At 62.2% G+C, this 15145-nt stretch carries 11 protein-coding genes and 1 pseudogene; 8 read left to right on the top strand and 4 right to left on the bottom strand.

Going from position 1 to position 15145, the window contains the following annotated elements; all coding sequences use genetic code 11:
• Positions 1 to 8 precede the first annotated feature (8 nt).
• The 4 genes from ASE30_RS16435 to ASE30_RS16420 are packed head-to-tail and all read left to right on the top strand — an operon-like array spanning position 9 to position 4752.
• On the top strand, positions 9 to 1445 hold the full coding sequence (locus tag ASE30_RS16435; protein ID WP_057285354.1) for an aldehyde dehydrogenase family protein: 1437 nt from the start codon (positions 9 to 11) through the stop codon (positions 1443 to 1445).
• 28 nt (positions 1446 to 1473) lie between these two features.
• Positions 1474 to 2226 carry a glucose 1-dehydrogenase gene (locus ASE30_RS16430; protein WP_057285353.1) on the top strand — a complete coding sequence of 251 codons (753 nt, stop codon included), beginning with the start codon at positions 1474 to 1476 and terminating at the stop codon, positions 2224 to 2226.
• Positions 2227 to 2286: 60 nt separating this feature from the next.
• Positions 2287 to 3411, top strand: coding sequence for a zinc-dependent alcohol dehydrogenase family protein (locus ASE30_RS16425; protein WP_057285352.1), 1125 nt, complete (start codon positions 2287 to 2289; stop codon positions 3409 to 3411).
• A gap of 36 nt (positions 3412 to 3447) precedes the next feature.
• Entirely contained in the window at positions 3448 to 4752 is a 1305-nt protein-coding gene (locus ASE30_RS16420) for an ABC transporter substrate-binding protein (RefSeq protein ID WP_057285351.1), read from the top strand.
• A 94-nt stretch (positions 4753 to 4846) separates the two neighbouring features.
• On the opposite strand, the gene ASE30_RS16415 is transcribed toward ASE30_RS16420, so the two are convergent.
• Complete coding sequence (locus ASE30_RS16415; protein WP_057285350.1) at positions 4847 to 7198, bottom strand: cytochrome P450/oxidoreductase; 2352 nt, start codon at positions 7196 to 7198, stop codon at positions 4847 to 4849.
• A gap of 80 nt (positions 7199 to 7278) precedes the next feature.
• The gene (locus ASE30_RS16410; protein WP_057285349.1) at positions 7279 to 8268 is read right to left on the bottom strand and encodes a tripartite tricarboxylate transporter substrate binding protein; all 990 of its coding nucleotides are present in this window, start codon (positions 8266 to 8268) and stop codon (positions 7279 to 7281) included.
• Between the two features lie 160 nt (positions 8269 to 8428).
• Between ASE30_RS16410 and ASE30_RS16405 the strand changes: the two genes are divergently transcribed.
• Positions 8429 to 9271, top strand: coding sequence for an IclR family transcriptional regulator (locus ASE30_RS16405; protein WP_057285348.1), 843 nt, complete (start codon positions 8429 to 8431; stop codon positions 9269 to 9271).
• A gap of 53 nt (positions 9272 to 9324) precedes the next feature.
• Here the strand turns inward: ASE30_RS16405 and ASE30_RS28590 are convergent.
• Positions 9325 to 9474, bottom strand: a pseudogene (locus tag ASE30_RS28590) (integrase core domain-containing protein); the annotation flags it as partial.
• A gap of 114 nt (positions 9475 to 9588) precedes the next feature.
• Here ASE30_RS28590 and ASE30_RS29020 point away from each other — a divergent pair.
• Both ASE30_RS29020 and ASE30_RS29015 read left to right on the top strand, forming a co-directional pair.
• Positions 9589 to 10134, top strand: coding sequence for a hypothetical protein (locus ASE30_RS29020; protein WP_156407689.1), 546 nt, complete (start codon positions 9589 to 9591; stop codon positions 10132 to 10134).
• A 727-nt stretch (positions 10135 to 10861) separates the two neighbouring features.
• Positions 10862 to 11158 (top strand): hypothetical protein, encoded by a 297-nt coding sequence (locus ASE30_RS29015; protein WP_156407688.1) that lies wholly within the window; start codon positions 10862 to 10864, stop codon positions 11156 to 11158.
• Between the two features lie 352 nt (positions 11159 to 11510).
• Here the strand turns inward: ASE30_RS29015 and ASE30_RS16400 are convergent.
• Positions 11511 to 12586 (bottom strand): IS3 family transposase gene (locus ASE30_RS16400; RefSeq protein ID WP_369819334.1). Its coding sequence is split into 2 segments (ribosomal slippage): positions 11511 to 12361 and positions 12361 to 12586, totalling 1077 coding nucleotides; the frame shifts between segments, so codons are not numbered across the junction.
• Here ASE30_RS16400 and ASE30_RS16390 point away from each other — a divergent pair.
• Positions 12521 to 15139: a LysM peptidoglycan-binding domain-containing protein gene (locus ASE30_RS16390; RefSeq protein ID WP_082601606.1), complete on the top strand. Its 2619-nt coding sequence runs from the start codon at positions 12521 to 12523 to the stop codon at positions 15137 to 15139. The two genes, ASE30_RS16400 and ASE30_RS16390, sit on opposite strands and share 66 nt — an antisense overlap.
• Positions 15140 to 15145 lie beyond the last annotated feature (6 nt).

Here is a 15145-nt window from a genome sequence, read left to right as displayed (position 1 = left end):
GACTTTCCATGACGCAGATGATTATCGGCGGCCGTCAGGCCGATGCCCACGACGGGCGCACGATCGAGGTGGTATCGCCGGTGGACGGCGAGGTGTTCACGACCATTCCCCGCGGCCAGCAGGCCGACGTGAATGCGGCGGTGCAGGCCGCGCGCGACGCGCTGGACGGCGGCTGGGGCCAGATGACGGCGCTGGAACGCGGCCGGCTGTTGCTGCGCCTGGGCGAAAGCGTCCTGGCGCACCATGAAGAACTGGCCCAACTGGAATCCCGCGACACCGGCAAGCCCATGTCCACCGCTCGCGGCGACATCACCGTGCTGGCGCGCTATTTCGAGTTCTATGGCGGCGCCGCCGACAAGGTGCACGGCCAGACGATCCCTTTCCAGAAGGACTATTCGGTCCAGCTCATCCGCGAGCCGCTGGGCGTCACCGCCCACATCATTCCGTGGAACTACCCCGCGCAGATGTTCGGCCGCAGCGTGGCCCCGGCGCTCGCCATGGGCAATGCCGCCGTGGTCAAGCCGGCCGAAGACGCCTGCCTGTCCATCATCCGCGTGGCCGAGCTGGCGCTGGACGTGGGCTTCCCGGCCGGCGCGCTGAACATCGTGACGGGCCTGGGCGAAGAGGCGGGCGCCGCGCTGTCGCGCCATCCGGGCATCAACTTCATCACCTTCACGGGTTCCAACGAGGTCGGCGTGCTGATCCAGCAGGCCGCGGCGGTCAATGCCGTCAAGTGCGTGCTCGAGCTGGGCGGCAAGTCTGCGCACATCGTCTTCGACGACGCCAACTACAAGCTGGCCATTCCCGCCATCGTCAAGGGCATCGTCCACAACACCGGGCAGACCTGCACCGCGGGCAGCCGCCTGCTGGTGCAGAAGGGCATCTACGCGGACTTCATGAAGGCACTGGCCGAGGAGTTCTCCAAGGTGCGCGCCGGTACGCCGGACATGGACCTGACCTGCGGCCCCGTCGTCAACAAGGCGCAGTTCGACCGCGTGAACCGCTACATCGCCAAGGGCTTGTCCGACGGCCTGACGGTGGCGGCCGAAGGCGGCATCGCGGACGGCGTGCCCAAGGGCGGCTACTTCGTGAAGCCCACGCTATTCAGCGCCGCCAGCCACGACAGCGATCTGCTCACCCAGGAAATCTTCGGGCCGGTGCTGGTCGCGCTGCCCTTCACGGACGAGGCCGAAGCCATCCGGTTGGCCAACGCCACCGACTACGGCCTGTTGGGCGCGGTCTGGACCGAAAACGGCGGACGCCAGCAGCGCGTGGCGCGCGGCATCAAGTGCGGCCAGGTCTACATCAACGGCTTCGGCGCGGGCGGCGGCGTGGAGCTGCCCTTCGGCGGCGTCAAGAAAAGCGGGCATGGCCGCGAGAAGGGCTTCATCGCCCTGGAAGAAATGAGCACCACCAAGACCCTGATTCAGTTCTATGGCGAGTGATCGCCACGCATCATACGGAGACAAGAAAATGAGCCAGTTGCAAGGCAAGGTTGCGATCGTCACGGGCGGCGGCAGCGGTTTCGGCGAAGGCATCGTCAAGCTGTATGCCAAGGAAGGCGCCAAGGTCGTCATCGCCGACATCAACAAAGAAGCCGCGGACCGCGTGGCCGCGGAGGTCGGCGAGGCCGCGCTGGCCGTCAAGGCCGACGTGTCCAGCCGCGCCGACATCGACAACGTCGTGCGCGCCGCCCAGGAAAAATTCGGGTCGGTCGACATCGTGGTCAACAACGCCGCCATCACCCACAAGAACCAGCCCATGCTGGATGTGGACGAGGCCATGTTCGACCGCATGTTCGACATCAACGTGAAGTCCATCTATCACATGGCGCAGGCCGTGGTGCCCGTCATGCGCAAGCAGAAGCGCGGCGTCATCCTGAACATCGGCTCCACCGCCGGCATCCGTCCGCGTCCGGGACTGAGCTGGTACAACGCGTCCAAGGGCGCGGTCAACGTGCTGTCCAAGTCCATGGCCGTGGAACTGGGCGCCGACGGCATCCGCGTCAACGCCATCTGCCCGGTCATGGGCATCACCGGCATGTTCGAGCTCTTCATGGGCCTGCCGGACACCCCCGAAAACCGCGCCAAGTTCGTGTCGACCATTCCGCTGGGCCGCTTCTGCCAGCCGTCCGACGTGGCCGCCGCCGCGCTGTTCCTGGCCAGCGATGCGGCCGAGTTCATCACCGGCGTGGAATTCCCGGTGGACGGCGGGCGCACGGTGTAGGGCCAGTCCGGCTTCACCGGTGCCGGGCACCGGTTGTTCTCTTTCTGTGGATGAAGGCGCATGAAAATCAGAGCGGCGTTGTTGCGGGAAGTAGGGGTCGAAGTCCCCTATGCGCAGACCCGGCCATTGAGTATCGCGGAGATCGAACTGGACCCGCCCGGGTTCGGCGAAGTGCTGGTCAGGATCAAGGCGGCGGGGCTGTGCCATTCGGACCTGTCCGTCATCAACGGCGACCGTCCGCGCGGCGTGCCCATCGTGCTGGGCCACGAATCGTCGGGCGAGGTCGTGGAAACCGGCCCCGGCGTGACGGACCTGAAGCCCGGCGACCACGTCGCCATGGTGTTCGTGCCTAGCTGCGGCTGCTGCAATCCCTGCATGGAAGGCCGGCCCGCCTTGTGCGAACCCGGGGCCGCGGCAAACACCAAAGGCACGCTGCTGGGCGGCGAGCGCCGCCTGCACATCGGCGACGAATACATCAATCACCACACCGGCGTGTCGTGCTTCGCGGAGTACGCGGTGGTCTCGCGGCGTTCCTGCGTCAAGGTCAATGTCGAACTCAGCCACCGCGAGGCCGCGCTGTTCGGCTGCGCGGTGCTGACCGGCGCGGGCGCCGTCATCAACCGCGCCCGCATCAAGACGGGCGACACGGCCGCCATCGTCGGGCTCGGCGGCGTGGGTCTGAGCGCACTGCTGGCCGCGGCGGCGGCCGGCGCCCGCCGCATCGTCGCCATCGACCTCAGCGACGAAAAGCTGGCGCTGGCCAAGGAGCTGGGGGCCACCCATACCGTCAATCCGAAGCAGGTGAAGTCGGACGATGACCTGATGGACCTGGCCGGCGGCCGCGTGGACTACGGCTTCGACATGGCGGGCGCGGTGCCCGCCTTTGAAACGGCCTACAAGCTGACCCGCCGCGGCGGCGCCACTATCACGTCGGGCCTGCCCAATCCCAAGCTCAGCTTTCCGCTGTCGCTGTCGCAGATGGTGGGCGAAGAGCGCGAGATCCGGGGCAGCTACCTGGGCTCGGGCGTGCCCGCCATCGACATCGGCCGCTATATCGACCTGTACAAGGCCGGCCGGCTGCCGGTGGACAGGATGATGGGCCGATCGTTTTCGCTGGACCAGATCAACGAGGGGTTCGATCACCTCGCCACCGGCGGCAGCTTGCGCGACGCCATCGTTTTCTAAGGGCACAGACCCGATAACAACACTGGAGACAACACCATGAAGACCTCAACATTGGCGGCCTTGCTGGGCGCCACCCTGCTGTCGGGCCTGACCGCGCTGGCTGGCGCCGCCGACAAGCCCAAGGAACTGAACATCGGCATCTCGACCTTCCTGTCGGGATCGGCGTCGGTGTTTGGCGTGCCGGCCCGCGACGCGGCCGACATCCTGATCCAGGACATCAACGCCAACGGCGGCATCGACGGCGTGAAGCTGGTGCCCAGCTACATCGACGAAGGCGGCGGCGGCGAAAAACTGCTGTCCGAATACCGCCGCCTGGCCGAAGGCGGCACGCGCGTGATGCTGTCGGCCATCTCCAGCGGCCACTGCAACATCGTCGCGCCCGTGGCCGAAGACCTGAAAGTGCTGAACGTGATGTGGGACTGCGGCACGGAAAAGGCGCTGGAAGGCAAGAACTACAAGTACGTGGTGCGCACGCAGGCCAACGCCACCACCGAAATGGTCGCCCAGGTGCTGTACCTGATGAAGGTCAAGCCCGACTTCAAGACCATCGCCATCGTCAACCAGGACTACGCCTGGGGCCGCGATTCGCGCGACATCTTCCTGGCCGCCTTGAAGAAGTTCAAGCCCGACGTCAAGGTCGTGGCCGAGATGTTCCCCAAGTTCGGCGCCGCCGACTTCTCCACCGAAATCAGCCGCCTGCAGGCATTGCGCCCGGACGTCATCGTCTCCACCTCCTGGGGCGGCGACCTGGACAATTTCGTGCGCCAGGCTTCGCAGCGCAACCTGTTCAAGAACTCCACCTTCGTGCTGTCGCTGGCCGAAAGTTCACTGGAACGCCTGGGTAACGCGCTGCCCGAAGGCGTCCTGGTCGGCGCCCGGGGCGATCACTACTTCCTACATCCGGAAACCAAGGACGATCCGCAGCACCAGGCCTTCGTGAAGAAATTCCACGACAAGACCGGCGCCTATCCGATCTACTCGGTGTATCACATGGTGCAGGGCATCCAGGGCCTGAAGGCGGGCTACGAAAAGGCCATCAAGGACAACAACGGCGCGTGGCCCACGCCGGAGCAGGTCGCCGCGGCCATGCATGACGTGAGCTTCAAGGGGTATGGCCGCGAAGTGAAGATGCACCGCGCGGACGGCCAGGCGCTGGAAGCGCAGCTCTTCGGCGTGACCAAGAAGAGCGACAAGTATCCGTTCAAGGTGCTTTCCGACATCACCATCGTGCCGGCCGAACTGGTGACGCCGGGGGTGACGGACACGTCGATGGCCTGGATCGAAAAGAGCCTGACGCCTGACGTGCTCAAGAGCGATCAGATCAAAGTGTTCCCGAACTGAACGGGATGGTTTGAGCAAGCAGCAGTGTGTGGTGCAGGGATGGCCCCGGCGTGAACCGCCGGGGCGTTTTTTTGGTGGGCGCGGCGTGGGGGCTCTATAGTTCCAGAACCACCTTCTTGCCGCCGCATGACCGCGAGCAGCAGGCCATCATCTTGTTGTTCGCCTCGCGTTCGGCCCGCGTGAGGACCACGTCGCGGTGATCGATGTCACCTTCCAGCACGCGCACCTCGCAGGACCCGCACAGACCTTCCTCGCAGTCGCTTTGCACGTCGATATTGGCGCCGCGCAGCGCTGCCAGTAGCGTCTGGCCCGCCGGCACGGTGATGACGATGCCCGAATCCTTCAGCACCGCCTCGAACGCCTGCTCCTTGGAAGGATCGAGCGTGCCCAGCGTGGAGTGGAAATGCTCCACACGCAGCGTGTCTTGCGGCCACACGGCGCAGCACCCTGCCAGCGCATCCAGCAGCGTTTGGGGACCACAGGCATAGATCTGCGTATCCGCTTGCGGCGCGGCAAGCAGCGCCGCGTAGTCGGCGCGCCCGCCTTCGTCCTTGATGTGCAGGTGCAGGCGGCTTCCGTGCAACCGGGCCAGTTCGTCCACCAGCGCCATGCAATGACGCGAACGGCCGCTGTAATGCAGTTCGTAGTCGATGCCAAGTTCGCTGGCGCGGCGCGCCATGGCGCTGATGGGCGTGATGCCGATGCCGCCCGCGATCAGGACGAGCTTGCCGGCGGCTTCGTTCAGCCGGAAGTGGTTGCGCGGACCGCGGATGCGCAGGCGCGCGCCGGGCAGGGCGTGCTCGTGCATCCAGGCGGAGCCGCCGCGTCCATCGGCCTCGCGCAGCACCGCGATCTCGAACACCCCGGTTTCGGCGGGGTCGCCGCATAGCGAATACTGGCGCGACAGGCCCGTGTCGCCGCACTCCACGTCGATGTGCGATCCCGGCGACCAGCGGGGCAGGGCCTTGCCGTCAGGCGAAACCAGGCGCAGGCGCAGGACCCCGTCGGCCGCCTGGACGGCGCTCTGCACCACGACCGGACGGGTGATCGCGTGCGAGGACGGCTCGCCGATGCGCACGGGATGCTGGCCCTGCAGCAGGGCGGGGTCGGCGCGTTCGGGATTGCGCTGCGCATCCCATTCCACCCACAGGTGTTCCGGTCCGCGAAACGACGTATTGGGCACGTAGGTAAAGGCCTGTTCGGCCAGTTTCAGGTGCGGCAGGCGGCGCGTCAGCTCTTCCAGGAAGATCTGCATCTCCATGCGCGCCAGGTTCTTGCCCATGCACTGGTGCGATCCATAGCCGAAGGTAAGCTGGTCGCTGGCGTTCTCGCGGCGGATGTCGAACAGGTCGGCATCGGCGAACTGGCCTTCGTCGTGATTGGCGGACGACGTCACGATCAACAGCTTGGATCCGGCCGGGATGGCAACGCCCGCGATGTCGACATCGCGCGTGGCCAGCCGCCGCCAGGCCGCGACCGAGCCGTTGTGGCGCAGGCATTCCTCGACCGCATTGGGGATCAGGTCGGGGTCTTCGCAGATTTCGCGCCAGGCTTCCGGGTGCTGCAGCAGCAGCTTGATGGCATTGGCCGACGCGTTCGCCGTGGTCTCGTGCGCCGCAACGATGCCCGCCATCATCATGGAATGCAGATAGGAGTCGGTCACGACTTCCGGGTGCGTCCGCTGCTTGCGCAGGCCGTACTGCATCCAGCCGGGGCCGGACGGATCCTGCCGCATCTTGTCCAGGATCTTGCCGGCAAGCTGCCAGAAGTTGCCTACCGCATGCGCCACGGCCACCTGTTCCTCCGGCTTGGGACGGCCCCAGGTATTGACGGTGTGCGCGATGGAGTACTGGCGCAGCAGGTCCATGTCCTCTTCGGGCACGCCCAGGAAATGCAGCGCCACGGTCAGGGGCACCTCCCACAGCAACTGATCGACCAGGTCGGCGCGGCCATCGTCGATGAAGCGGTCCACGTATTCGCGCGTCAAACGGCGCACCATGGGTTCATGGTGCTTCAGCTCCTCGGGCGTGAACGGGTCCATCAGCACCCGGCGGCGCGGCATGTGAGCGGGTTCGTCCTCGTTCACCAGGGTGCGGTTCATGGCGTAGCCATAGGATTCCAGCACCGCGTTGGCCTCGGGCCCCGTGGGGGTAATCTTCTCCAGCGCGATGGACGGGCTGAAGGTGATGTTGTCGCGGAAGATCGCCTTGATGTCGTCGTAGCGCGTGACCACCCAGTAGCCGAGCTGCGGGCTGTAGAACACCGGCTCCTGGTCGCGCGCCCAGCGCACGTACTCGGGCGGGTCCTGCTGGTAGCCGTCGCCGAAAGGGTCGAACGCGGCGGCGCGCGCGCTGATGGGGCAACCGGTCGGGCTCTGCGTGGCGGCCAGCGCGGCGTGGTTAATGGGACAGCCCGAAGGGCGCGGGGAAGCGGGTGTTAGGGTCATGAGTTCTTTCCGTGTGTTCGTCTTGCGGGCCCGCCGCGCGCGTCGGCTTGCGGCAGGCCAGGTGCTCGGACCTGCGGCGCTCAATCCAGGGTGATGCCCAGGTCGCTGATCAGCTTCTGCCAGCGGGCGCGCTCGCCCGTCAGCATGTCGGCATACTGCGCGGGCGTGTTACCCACGGGCTCGATGCCGAACTCGACCAGACGCTGGCGCGTGGCCGGGTCATTGATGGTGGCCACGACCTGCTTGTTCAAGGCGTCGATCACCGCCTTGGGCGTGCCGGCCGGCACCACCACGCCCACTTGGGCGGAGGCTTCCACGTTCTTCAGGCCGATTTCCGCGAAGGTCGGCACATCGGGCAACTGCGGCAGGCGGGTCGGGTTGGCGACAGCCAGCGCCTTGACCTTGCCGCCATTGATGAAGCCGGCGCCCGCCGCCAGGTCCACCATCATCGCGGGAACCTGCCCGCCGGCCACATCGGCCAGCGCGGGCGACGCGCCGCGATAGGGGACGTGCGTGAGGGTCAGGCCGGATTCGACCTTCAGCAATTCCATCGCCAGGTGATGCGGACTGCCCGCCCCGGCCGACGCGTAGTCCAGCCCGTCCTTGCGGCTCTTGGCCTCGGCCAGGAACTCCTGCACCGTGTTGACCTTCATCGCCGGTCCGACGACCAGGATCATCGGGAAGCGGCCCATCAGCGTGACGGGCGCCAGGTCCTTCGCCGGGTCATACGACAGCTTCTTATAGAGCGCCGGGTTGAACACCAGCGTGCCGTTGTCGGCGGACAGCATCGTGTAGCCGTCGGCCGTGGCGCGCGCGGTTTCCGAGGCGGCGATGGCGGTGTTGCCGCCGGGCTTGTTCTCGATCACGACCGGCTGGCCCAGCCGCCCCGTCAACCCCTGGCCGATGCTGCGCGCCAGAAAATCGGACCCGCCGCCGGCCGCATAGGGCACGATCCAGCGCACGGGCTTGGACGGATAGGCGGCGTCCGGCTGCTGGGCGGATGCGCTGGCACAGGCCAGCAGGGGCAGGGCCAGCAGGCCGGCCAGAAAATGGTGCTTCAAGTTGCGCATGCGCAAGTCTCCTTTACATGGAATGTCCTGATGGCATCCCTTATTTGCGTAAATCATATACGCTATGCGTAAATTTTAAAGAAGGGTTAACCTTGATCCCGCTTCAGGCTTACAGTCCCTTTTTTGCCTGGCAGCGTCTGTCCCGGAGCCGAATTTCCCCATGAGCAAAGCCCCCCCGCCGCCCGAATCCGGCCTCGATTCCGCCCCGGAAGCGACTGCACGCCCGCGCGAGCGCCGCCAACGGGTGCAGGCCGCCGAAACCGGCATGACGGTGCTCAAGGGCCTGGCCCGATTGGGCGGGCGCGCCAGCCTCACCGCCTTGGCCGCCCACATCGACGAAAGCCCGGCCAAAGTGCATCGCTATCTGATGAGCCTCATCGCCGAAGGCCTGGTCGACCAGGAAGCGGCTACGCAGCAATATCACCTGGGCCTGGAAGCCCTGTTCATCGGCGTGGCCGCCATGCGCCAGGCCGACCCCCTTCGCATCGGCGAGCCCGCGCTCGTCCGCTTGCGCGAAAACCTGGCCGTCACCTGCTTCATCGCGGTCATGGGCAACAAGGGCCCCACCATCGTGCGCTTCGAAGAGCCGGGCCTGCCGGTCACGGTGAACGTGCGCGTGGGCTCGGTGCTGTCGATGCTGTGGTCGGCGACGGGGCGTGCCTTTCTGGGGTTATTGGACGAGGCACCCGTGCAGGCGCTGGCGGAGGCCGAACTGGCCGGCGCGCCGGTTGAACAACGCGCGCTGCTGGACCGCGAGGACCCCATCGGCGCCCTGCGCCGCGAAGTCCGTGCGCTAGGGTGCGCAACCGTGAAGGACACGAACCTGCGCGGCATCAGCGCGGTGTCGGCGCCGCTGTATGACCACACCGGGCGGGTCTGCGCGGTATTGACCGCGCTGGGTGCGACGGGCGGGTTTGATGTGTCGGCGGACGGCGCGGTGGTGGCGGCGGTAAAGAAAGAGGCGCTGGCAGCTAGCGTGGCGCTGGGGTACGTAGCGAAATAATTATTTTCGCGATGTTCAAGGTCTTCCCACTCATATGGGGGTAGTCATTCTTACCGTGCGGTTTGATCAAACCGTTCAATGTAGGCATTCCGCTGTGGCTTGCCGGGCTTGATATGTTTCGGCCGAACGCCACGTTTGGTCGCCCAAGTTGTCAGCGCCGTTCCGACATATTCTGGGTCGTTGTTGCACCGAATTGCCAGAGGCCCTATCAGGTTTCGCCATTAGCGTCTACGCCACCCCGATGAGATCAAAGCTATAGGTAAAACAGAGCCTGGCTCCTTCAATAAAAATCGTCTTAACTTTTGGAGCAAGCTTTAGTGAAAAATGGAAATATTGGCGCGCACGGGAAGTTTCGCCTTTGGTGTAATGAGCCTCATGAGGATTCCTGTCTGTTAGCACCTACAGACGACTCTGTTTTTTTGCATCAGTTCAAAGAAGGGAAAACATATCACACTTGTACTCTGGTATTGGAGTGCATAATTCCCCGCGGGGCTCGTGTCGTATATGGATTGCTTGGGGTGCGTTATCTACCGTCTAACGTAGATGCAGTGCTTAGGGTAAAAGCCGGAAAATCACCGCTGTCAAAAAAAATATATTCGGATTCGTTGATTGGCATTTTCGAGGCGACCAATATTGGCTTGCCGCCAGAATACGCAGCTGCTTCCATTTCTGGATTAAAGCGAGCCTTCGAAGACGGAGCAAACCTGAGTAGTGGTATGGTAGAAATTTGTCATGCTGCCTACGGGGATGTTTCTTCGAATGAGCCGACATTTGAGAAGATTGCGTTTACGCTAGCTCATTTGCTATCGCTGGAATGCACGGATATCTCAGCGGAACGAGTTCATTCGTTGTTGACGAAATAACAGTGATCCTGCTTTTGGTGAGAGCGATAGGGAAACCCGGGAAATGCTATGCGCCTTGATTATTTGTTATTCCAAAAATTTTGAGGGTACGGCGGAGAGGCAGGAGGGGGGCTGCTATGTTGGAGCAATTGCCGGAATTCGGTTCCGGCACGATTGCACACCAGTCATTTGGTTAACGTGATCCGTCCTCATTGACTGCCGTGACGGGTGATTAATTCGCTATGTTTTCGGTAGGTGGGCGTCGCCTGATCTTCCGTGGCGAAACTGGTTCGGCGCCTATTAATCCGAATATGGCCTCGCAAATGGCTGTACACGGCTACAAGCGGTGCGAGTGCGCTAGGAACTAGAGCTATCGGAGGCGCGGGAGAGGCGGCCGTAACGGAACGGTGAAGCTCAATATGGTGACGCAGCAGCCGATATTACCTCCAATGTCCACAGCCTTTTATTCCAATGATCTTCTGATTTTAGCTGATGAAATATTACGTGAGAGCTGTCTGGGGCGCGCTGTTGCATTTTCGCCTAACCAGAACTCCATTCGCTTAAATGGAGTCGATCTTGGGGTGAATCTTGGGAGAGGGTTTTCGCGTATTGGTAGTTCTTCGTACAATCCAAACTTACAAGGACCTATCCAACGTATTGATGGACTCCAAAAGGTCGACGCAGTGTACAAATGGAGCTCGGTTGAGAATCGTTGGCTAACGGACACAATCTTCCCGACGAGATGAAAATGAACGATTACTCAATAATTCACGGAATACTTGATTCAGTGTTTGCGTCCGATCTTGGGCGCTCGGAGGCGGAGGAAAATGCGCTTTTCTTTGAAATGGTCGCTAATTCTGAATATAAGCGAAAGTTACGCGAAGCTTTGATCTCAGCATTCCAGAATCCGGATTTTTCATGGGCGGATATCCTGAATGAATATGAAGTTTATCCGACCGACAACGAGTTGGATGCGCGAAATTATGCGATTCGGTTTCTTTGGTCGCCCGTTTTTCCCCACGATCCCCCCCCAGGGGGTAGTTGAGCCATAGGCGGTTCCAAAAAAACTGGCCGATTTTGGAATGTGCGAATGCCTTGGCCGAAGCAGCCCCTTTTAAATGCAGTGGCCTCGTGTTATGTGCGCTAGTGTGGTGCCGGGTATGTTGGCCGCTCCTAAAGGTGGGCAACCTTTCCCATATTGAAGCCTGGTACGCGCTTGATCCAGAAAGGAACGTATGGCATGCGAGTAAGATTTATCAGCGGGCGAGGCGGTAACCGTCAATAAGTATCCATTGATTCGGAGCGCGCGACAAGGGATCTTTGGCGCGCAGATCGGCATGGGCGATGTATCGGCTGTGGATGCATCAACCCCTCAAGCTTCAGCGTAAGCTCTCCTGTCAAGTAGCCACTGGTTGATAGACGATCGGAGCACGGGCTAACCGAGGCATGAAGTGCACCGGTGGGAGGCCGCCCAGCGACTCATGCGGGCGGCATTCGTTGTAATCGACGAGCCATCGATCAATGATTGCTTGGACCTGCTCAAGGTTGGCGAACAGATGTGCATCAAGCACGTCGATGCGATAAGTGCGATTGAAGCGCTCGATAAAGGCGTTTTGATGCTTGCCAGGTTGGATATGGCGGATCGAAATGCCTTTGGCAGCGGCCCATTCGGTAAAGGGGTCGGAAATCATCTCCGGGCCGCTGTCCAGGCATACAGCGTCGGGAGGCCCATAGCAATCGATCAACCGGCTCAAGACGCGAATCAGGCGCGCCGAAGGGATGGACATGCCAACCTCGATGGCCAAGCATTCCCTATTCGCCTCGTAAATTACGTTCAGTGTCCGGAACCGTCGCCCGCAGTAGAGCGCATCATGCATGAAGTCCAGCGCCCAACAGCGATTGGGCTCCGTGGCCAGATCCAGCGGCTGTCGAGGCCGCTCTGGTAGCCGCTTCTTGCTGCGCCGAGGCAAGTTCAAGCTCATATCGCAGTGCACCCGATGAACGCGCTTTTTATTCCAGCAGCGTCCGTCGAGCCGCAGCCGGGTAAAGCACTTCCAGAACTCCCAGCGCCCATGCCGAGTGACAATGGCATTGAGGGCATCAATGACTGGAGCATCTCGTTCAGATGCCGGCGTTGGCCTCTTGTAGTACGCCACCCGCGAAAGGCCGGCAATCTGACACGCGCGTGTGATTGAAAGCTTGGCTTGCACCAGCGGTTGCTCCACCTCGCGCCTGGCCGACGGCGTTAGGATTTTCGGTTTAGGACGTCCTTGATCGCCGCACTCTCCAACGCCAAGTCTGCAAACATGCGCTTGAGCTTGGCGTTCTCAGCCTCCAGCTCGCGCAGCCGCTGCAACTCGGACACCTGAACACCCGAGTACTTGCTCTTCCACCTGGCTATGACTCCATGAACCGGCAGACCACGGTCGAGGCCGTGAACGCCAATCTGGAGATCAACGCCACCCAAGGCCATAAGCTGACCTATGACGCGAACGGCAATCGCCTGAGCGACCTGTATTGGGACAAGGTTATCTACGCCGATGGCAGCACCGCCGCGGGCTTTACCACCGAGACCTACAGTTACGACACGCTCAACCGGCTGACCACGCTGCGCCGAGACGGGCAGATGCTGGACGCGCGCTATTACGACGGGGCGGACCGCGTCGTCATGAGCGGTATCGACGGGTCGCAGGGCAAGGCCTTCTTTGACCGGGCGGGCCTGGCAAACGAGCAGAAGCGCAACATGTACGACGCGGCAGGCCGTTTGGCGAACGTGCGCGTGTTGCACATGACCGCTGGCGGCCTCGCCAGCCGTTACAACAGTGCGTACACCGGCTACGACCAGGCCGGCAACGTGACCCAGTACCGCATGGACATGTGGGATGGAACGTCCTATACCAACACCTATACCTACACGCATACGCGCTACGAGGGCTACCGCGAAGCGACGCTATCCGGCGTCAGCACACAACTGGATCCCGGCCAGACGACGTACCAGTACGACGTCAACGGCAACATGGTGGGCGTGGTCGACAGCAAGGACAGCAGCAAGAACCAGACGCTGATCCACGACGCCAACGGCAAGATCCTGATGCGCGTGCAGAATGGCACGACCATGCGGTCGCTGGTGGTCAACGGCGAATTGATGGGGACAACGGGGCCCACCGCGGGCGCCGACGACTTCTCGCCTTCATTCCGTCCGATTGATGGGGGCAATCCTTCGGCCAGTCCGGGCTCGTACCGCATCCAGGCGGGCGACACGCTGCAAACCATTGCGCAGCAAGCGTATGGCGACAGCCGGCTGTGGTATCTGGTCGCCGAGGCCAACGGGTTGGCGAGCGACCGCGACCTGCGGGTGGGCGCGACCGTCACGATCCCGAACCGGGTGACGGGCAACCATAACGACTACAAGACGTTCAAGCCGTATGACCCGGGCAAGCTCATCGGCGATACCCAGCCGACGATGCCGGTGCCTGCGGCGGACAGCGGCGGTGGTGGAGGCGGATGCGGTGGGATCGGCAAGATCTTTGTTGCGGTGGGCATCGCAGCGGCGACGGGTCTGCAGTCCAAATTCAGTTGGACGAATGTGGCGGCTGCGGGGGTTGGGGCTGGGGTTGGCTCCGCGGTGGCGTCCGAACTCCTCCCGAATGCGTCATCGTTCAGTGAAAGGCTGACTCGTGGATTTGTGGCGGGCGCGGTAGGGGGAGTGGCGGCTTCGGTGTTGTCTGGAGGAAAAGCGAACTACGTGCAAGTCGCTGTTGACGCGTTCGGGAATGCCCTGGGGAACTCGATTGTCGATGAGATGCGGCTCGCGATGCCAAACTTGTCCCCCTCGAATCCGACGCTGGGCACGGGATTGCAGGTAACCGAGCAGCAACTCGTTGAGTTCGCGCCCAATCCGTTGTCGATGGATGATGGCGGCTTACCGCTCGCGAAACTTCGGTCGAGCCTCGCCAACGGCGGGCCCGCTGTGACCTATACGAATAGCGACTCCGATACGGACTTCTACGCTTCGCTTGTCCAGGCGATGTCCGAGGAACGGCCGCAACAAGAAGGAATCTATCTCGCGGACAACGGCGGTAACCAATCCGCCGCTCTCGCGGAAGCGGTGGCGAGGCTACAAAAGGGGCCCAACTTAGTGGATCTGTGGGGTAAAAAGGGATCGTTCGTCTACGGCCTGACAGAAGGGCGTGCGAACAGGTCGGTCATGGACACTACGGCGCCCACCCTTTCGGAAAAGTTTGGTGCGTGGACGCGCGATTTATTCGTTGGGGCGAAGGATGCCGCGCTGGAAGTTCCCCTGATGGCCGCAGATACGGCGCAACTGGGATATCTAACCAGCAAGGCGCTGGTTACGGGACAGGCAGACGAGTTCACTCCGTGGAGTGATACAGGCAAGTTCGCTAAGGCGGGGGGGACGCTCGGCGAGTACTATTCAGCGCCGTTCGATGCCGGGGGGCAGATCTTCACCGATCTTCTAACAGGAGAGTTTGAAGCTGCCGGAAGCGGCGCCGCTGGGTTGTTGGGAGGAATTCTAGGGACTCGTGGTGGGCGAATTACTGGCTCAGGTCTCGTACCTCCGTCGAATGGCGCCGGTTCTTGGACGCGCTTGTCTAGCCAAAGTCGAGCTTACGTTTGGGACATTAAATCTCAGACTGGGGTTCCTTTGACCACGGTTCAACGTCGATTATTGGCAGAAGACCTTCGATTGAATGAGTATTCAAAATTGTCCAAAGCGGAGGCGATGGCTAATCGTTCGGAGTTTGATCGAATAAAGACCTCGCTTATCTCAGAGTGGGAAGCAAATACTGGGCAAAAGTGGCCGACGTACAGTGAGCCGGTTATGTCAAAATCTGGAAATCTTGTGAGAAACGTCGGTCGACCTTATGATGCTCATCACGTGATTGAGAGCGGCTATGGTGGCCCCAATAAATGGTGGAATATCCACCCTGCGAGATTCCCGGATCAGCACCAAGCTGGTTTGCATCGATCGGGTGGGCCGTTAAACGAGATATTTAAGAGATAAGGCGGG

Source organism: Achromobacter sp. Root83, from assembly GCF_001428845.1.
In the GTDB taxonomy this organism is placed as follows: Bacteria; Pseudomonadota; Gammaproteobacteria; order Burkholderiales; family Burkholderiaceae_B; genus Achromobacter.
Note: the sequence above shows the minus strand (reverse complement) of the source record. Positions and strands in the feature narration are given on the sequence as shown.

What these genes read in the sequence shown, in the direction of transcription:
- ASE30_RS16425 (WP_057285352.1), top strand. Translation starts at nt 2,287, where the DNA reads ATGAAAATCAGAGCGGCGTTGTTGCGGGAAGTAGGGGTCGAAGTCCCC.
- ASE30_RS16390 (WP_082601606.1), top strand. Translation starts at nt 12,521, where the DNA reads ATGAACCGGCAGACCACGGTCGAGGCCGTGAACGCCAATCTGGAGATC.
- ASE30_RS16430 (WP_057285353.1), top strand. Translation starts at nt 1,474, where the DNA reads ATGAGCCAGTTGCAAGGCAAGGTTGCGATCGTCACGGGCGGCGGCAGC.
- ASE30_RS16410 (WP_057285349.1), bottom strand. Translation starts at nt 8,268, where the DNA reads ATGCGCAACTTGAAGCACCATTTTCTGGCCGGCCTGCTGGCCCTGCCC.
- ASE30_RS16405 (WP_057285348.1), top strand. Translation starts at nt 8,429, where the DNA reads ATGAGCAAAGCCCCCCCGCCGCCCGAATCCGGCCTCGATTCCGCCCCG.
- ASE30_RS16420 (WP_057285351.1), top strand. Translation starts at nt 3,448, where the DNA reads ATGAAGACCTCAACATTGGCGGCCTTGCTGGGCGCCACCCTGCTGTCG.
- ASE30_RS16415 (WP_057285350.1), bottom strand. Translation starts at nt 7,198, where the DNA reads ATGACCCTAACACCCGCTTCCCCGCGCCCTTCGGGCTGTCCCATTAAC.
- ASE30_RS29015 (WP_156407688.1), top strand. Translation starts at nt 10,862, where the DNA reads ATGAACGATTACTCAATAATTCACGGAATACTTGATTCAGTGTTTGCG.
- ASE30_RS16435 (WP_057285354.1), top strand. Translation starts at nt 9, where the DNA reads ATGACGCAGATGATTATCGGCGGCCGTCAGGCCGATGCCCACGACGGG.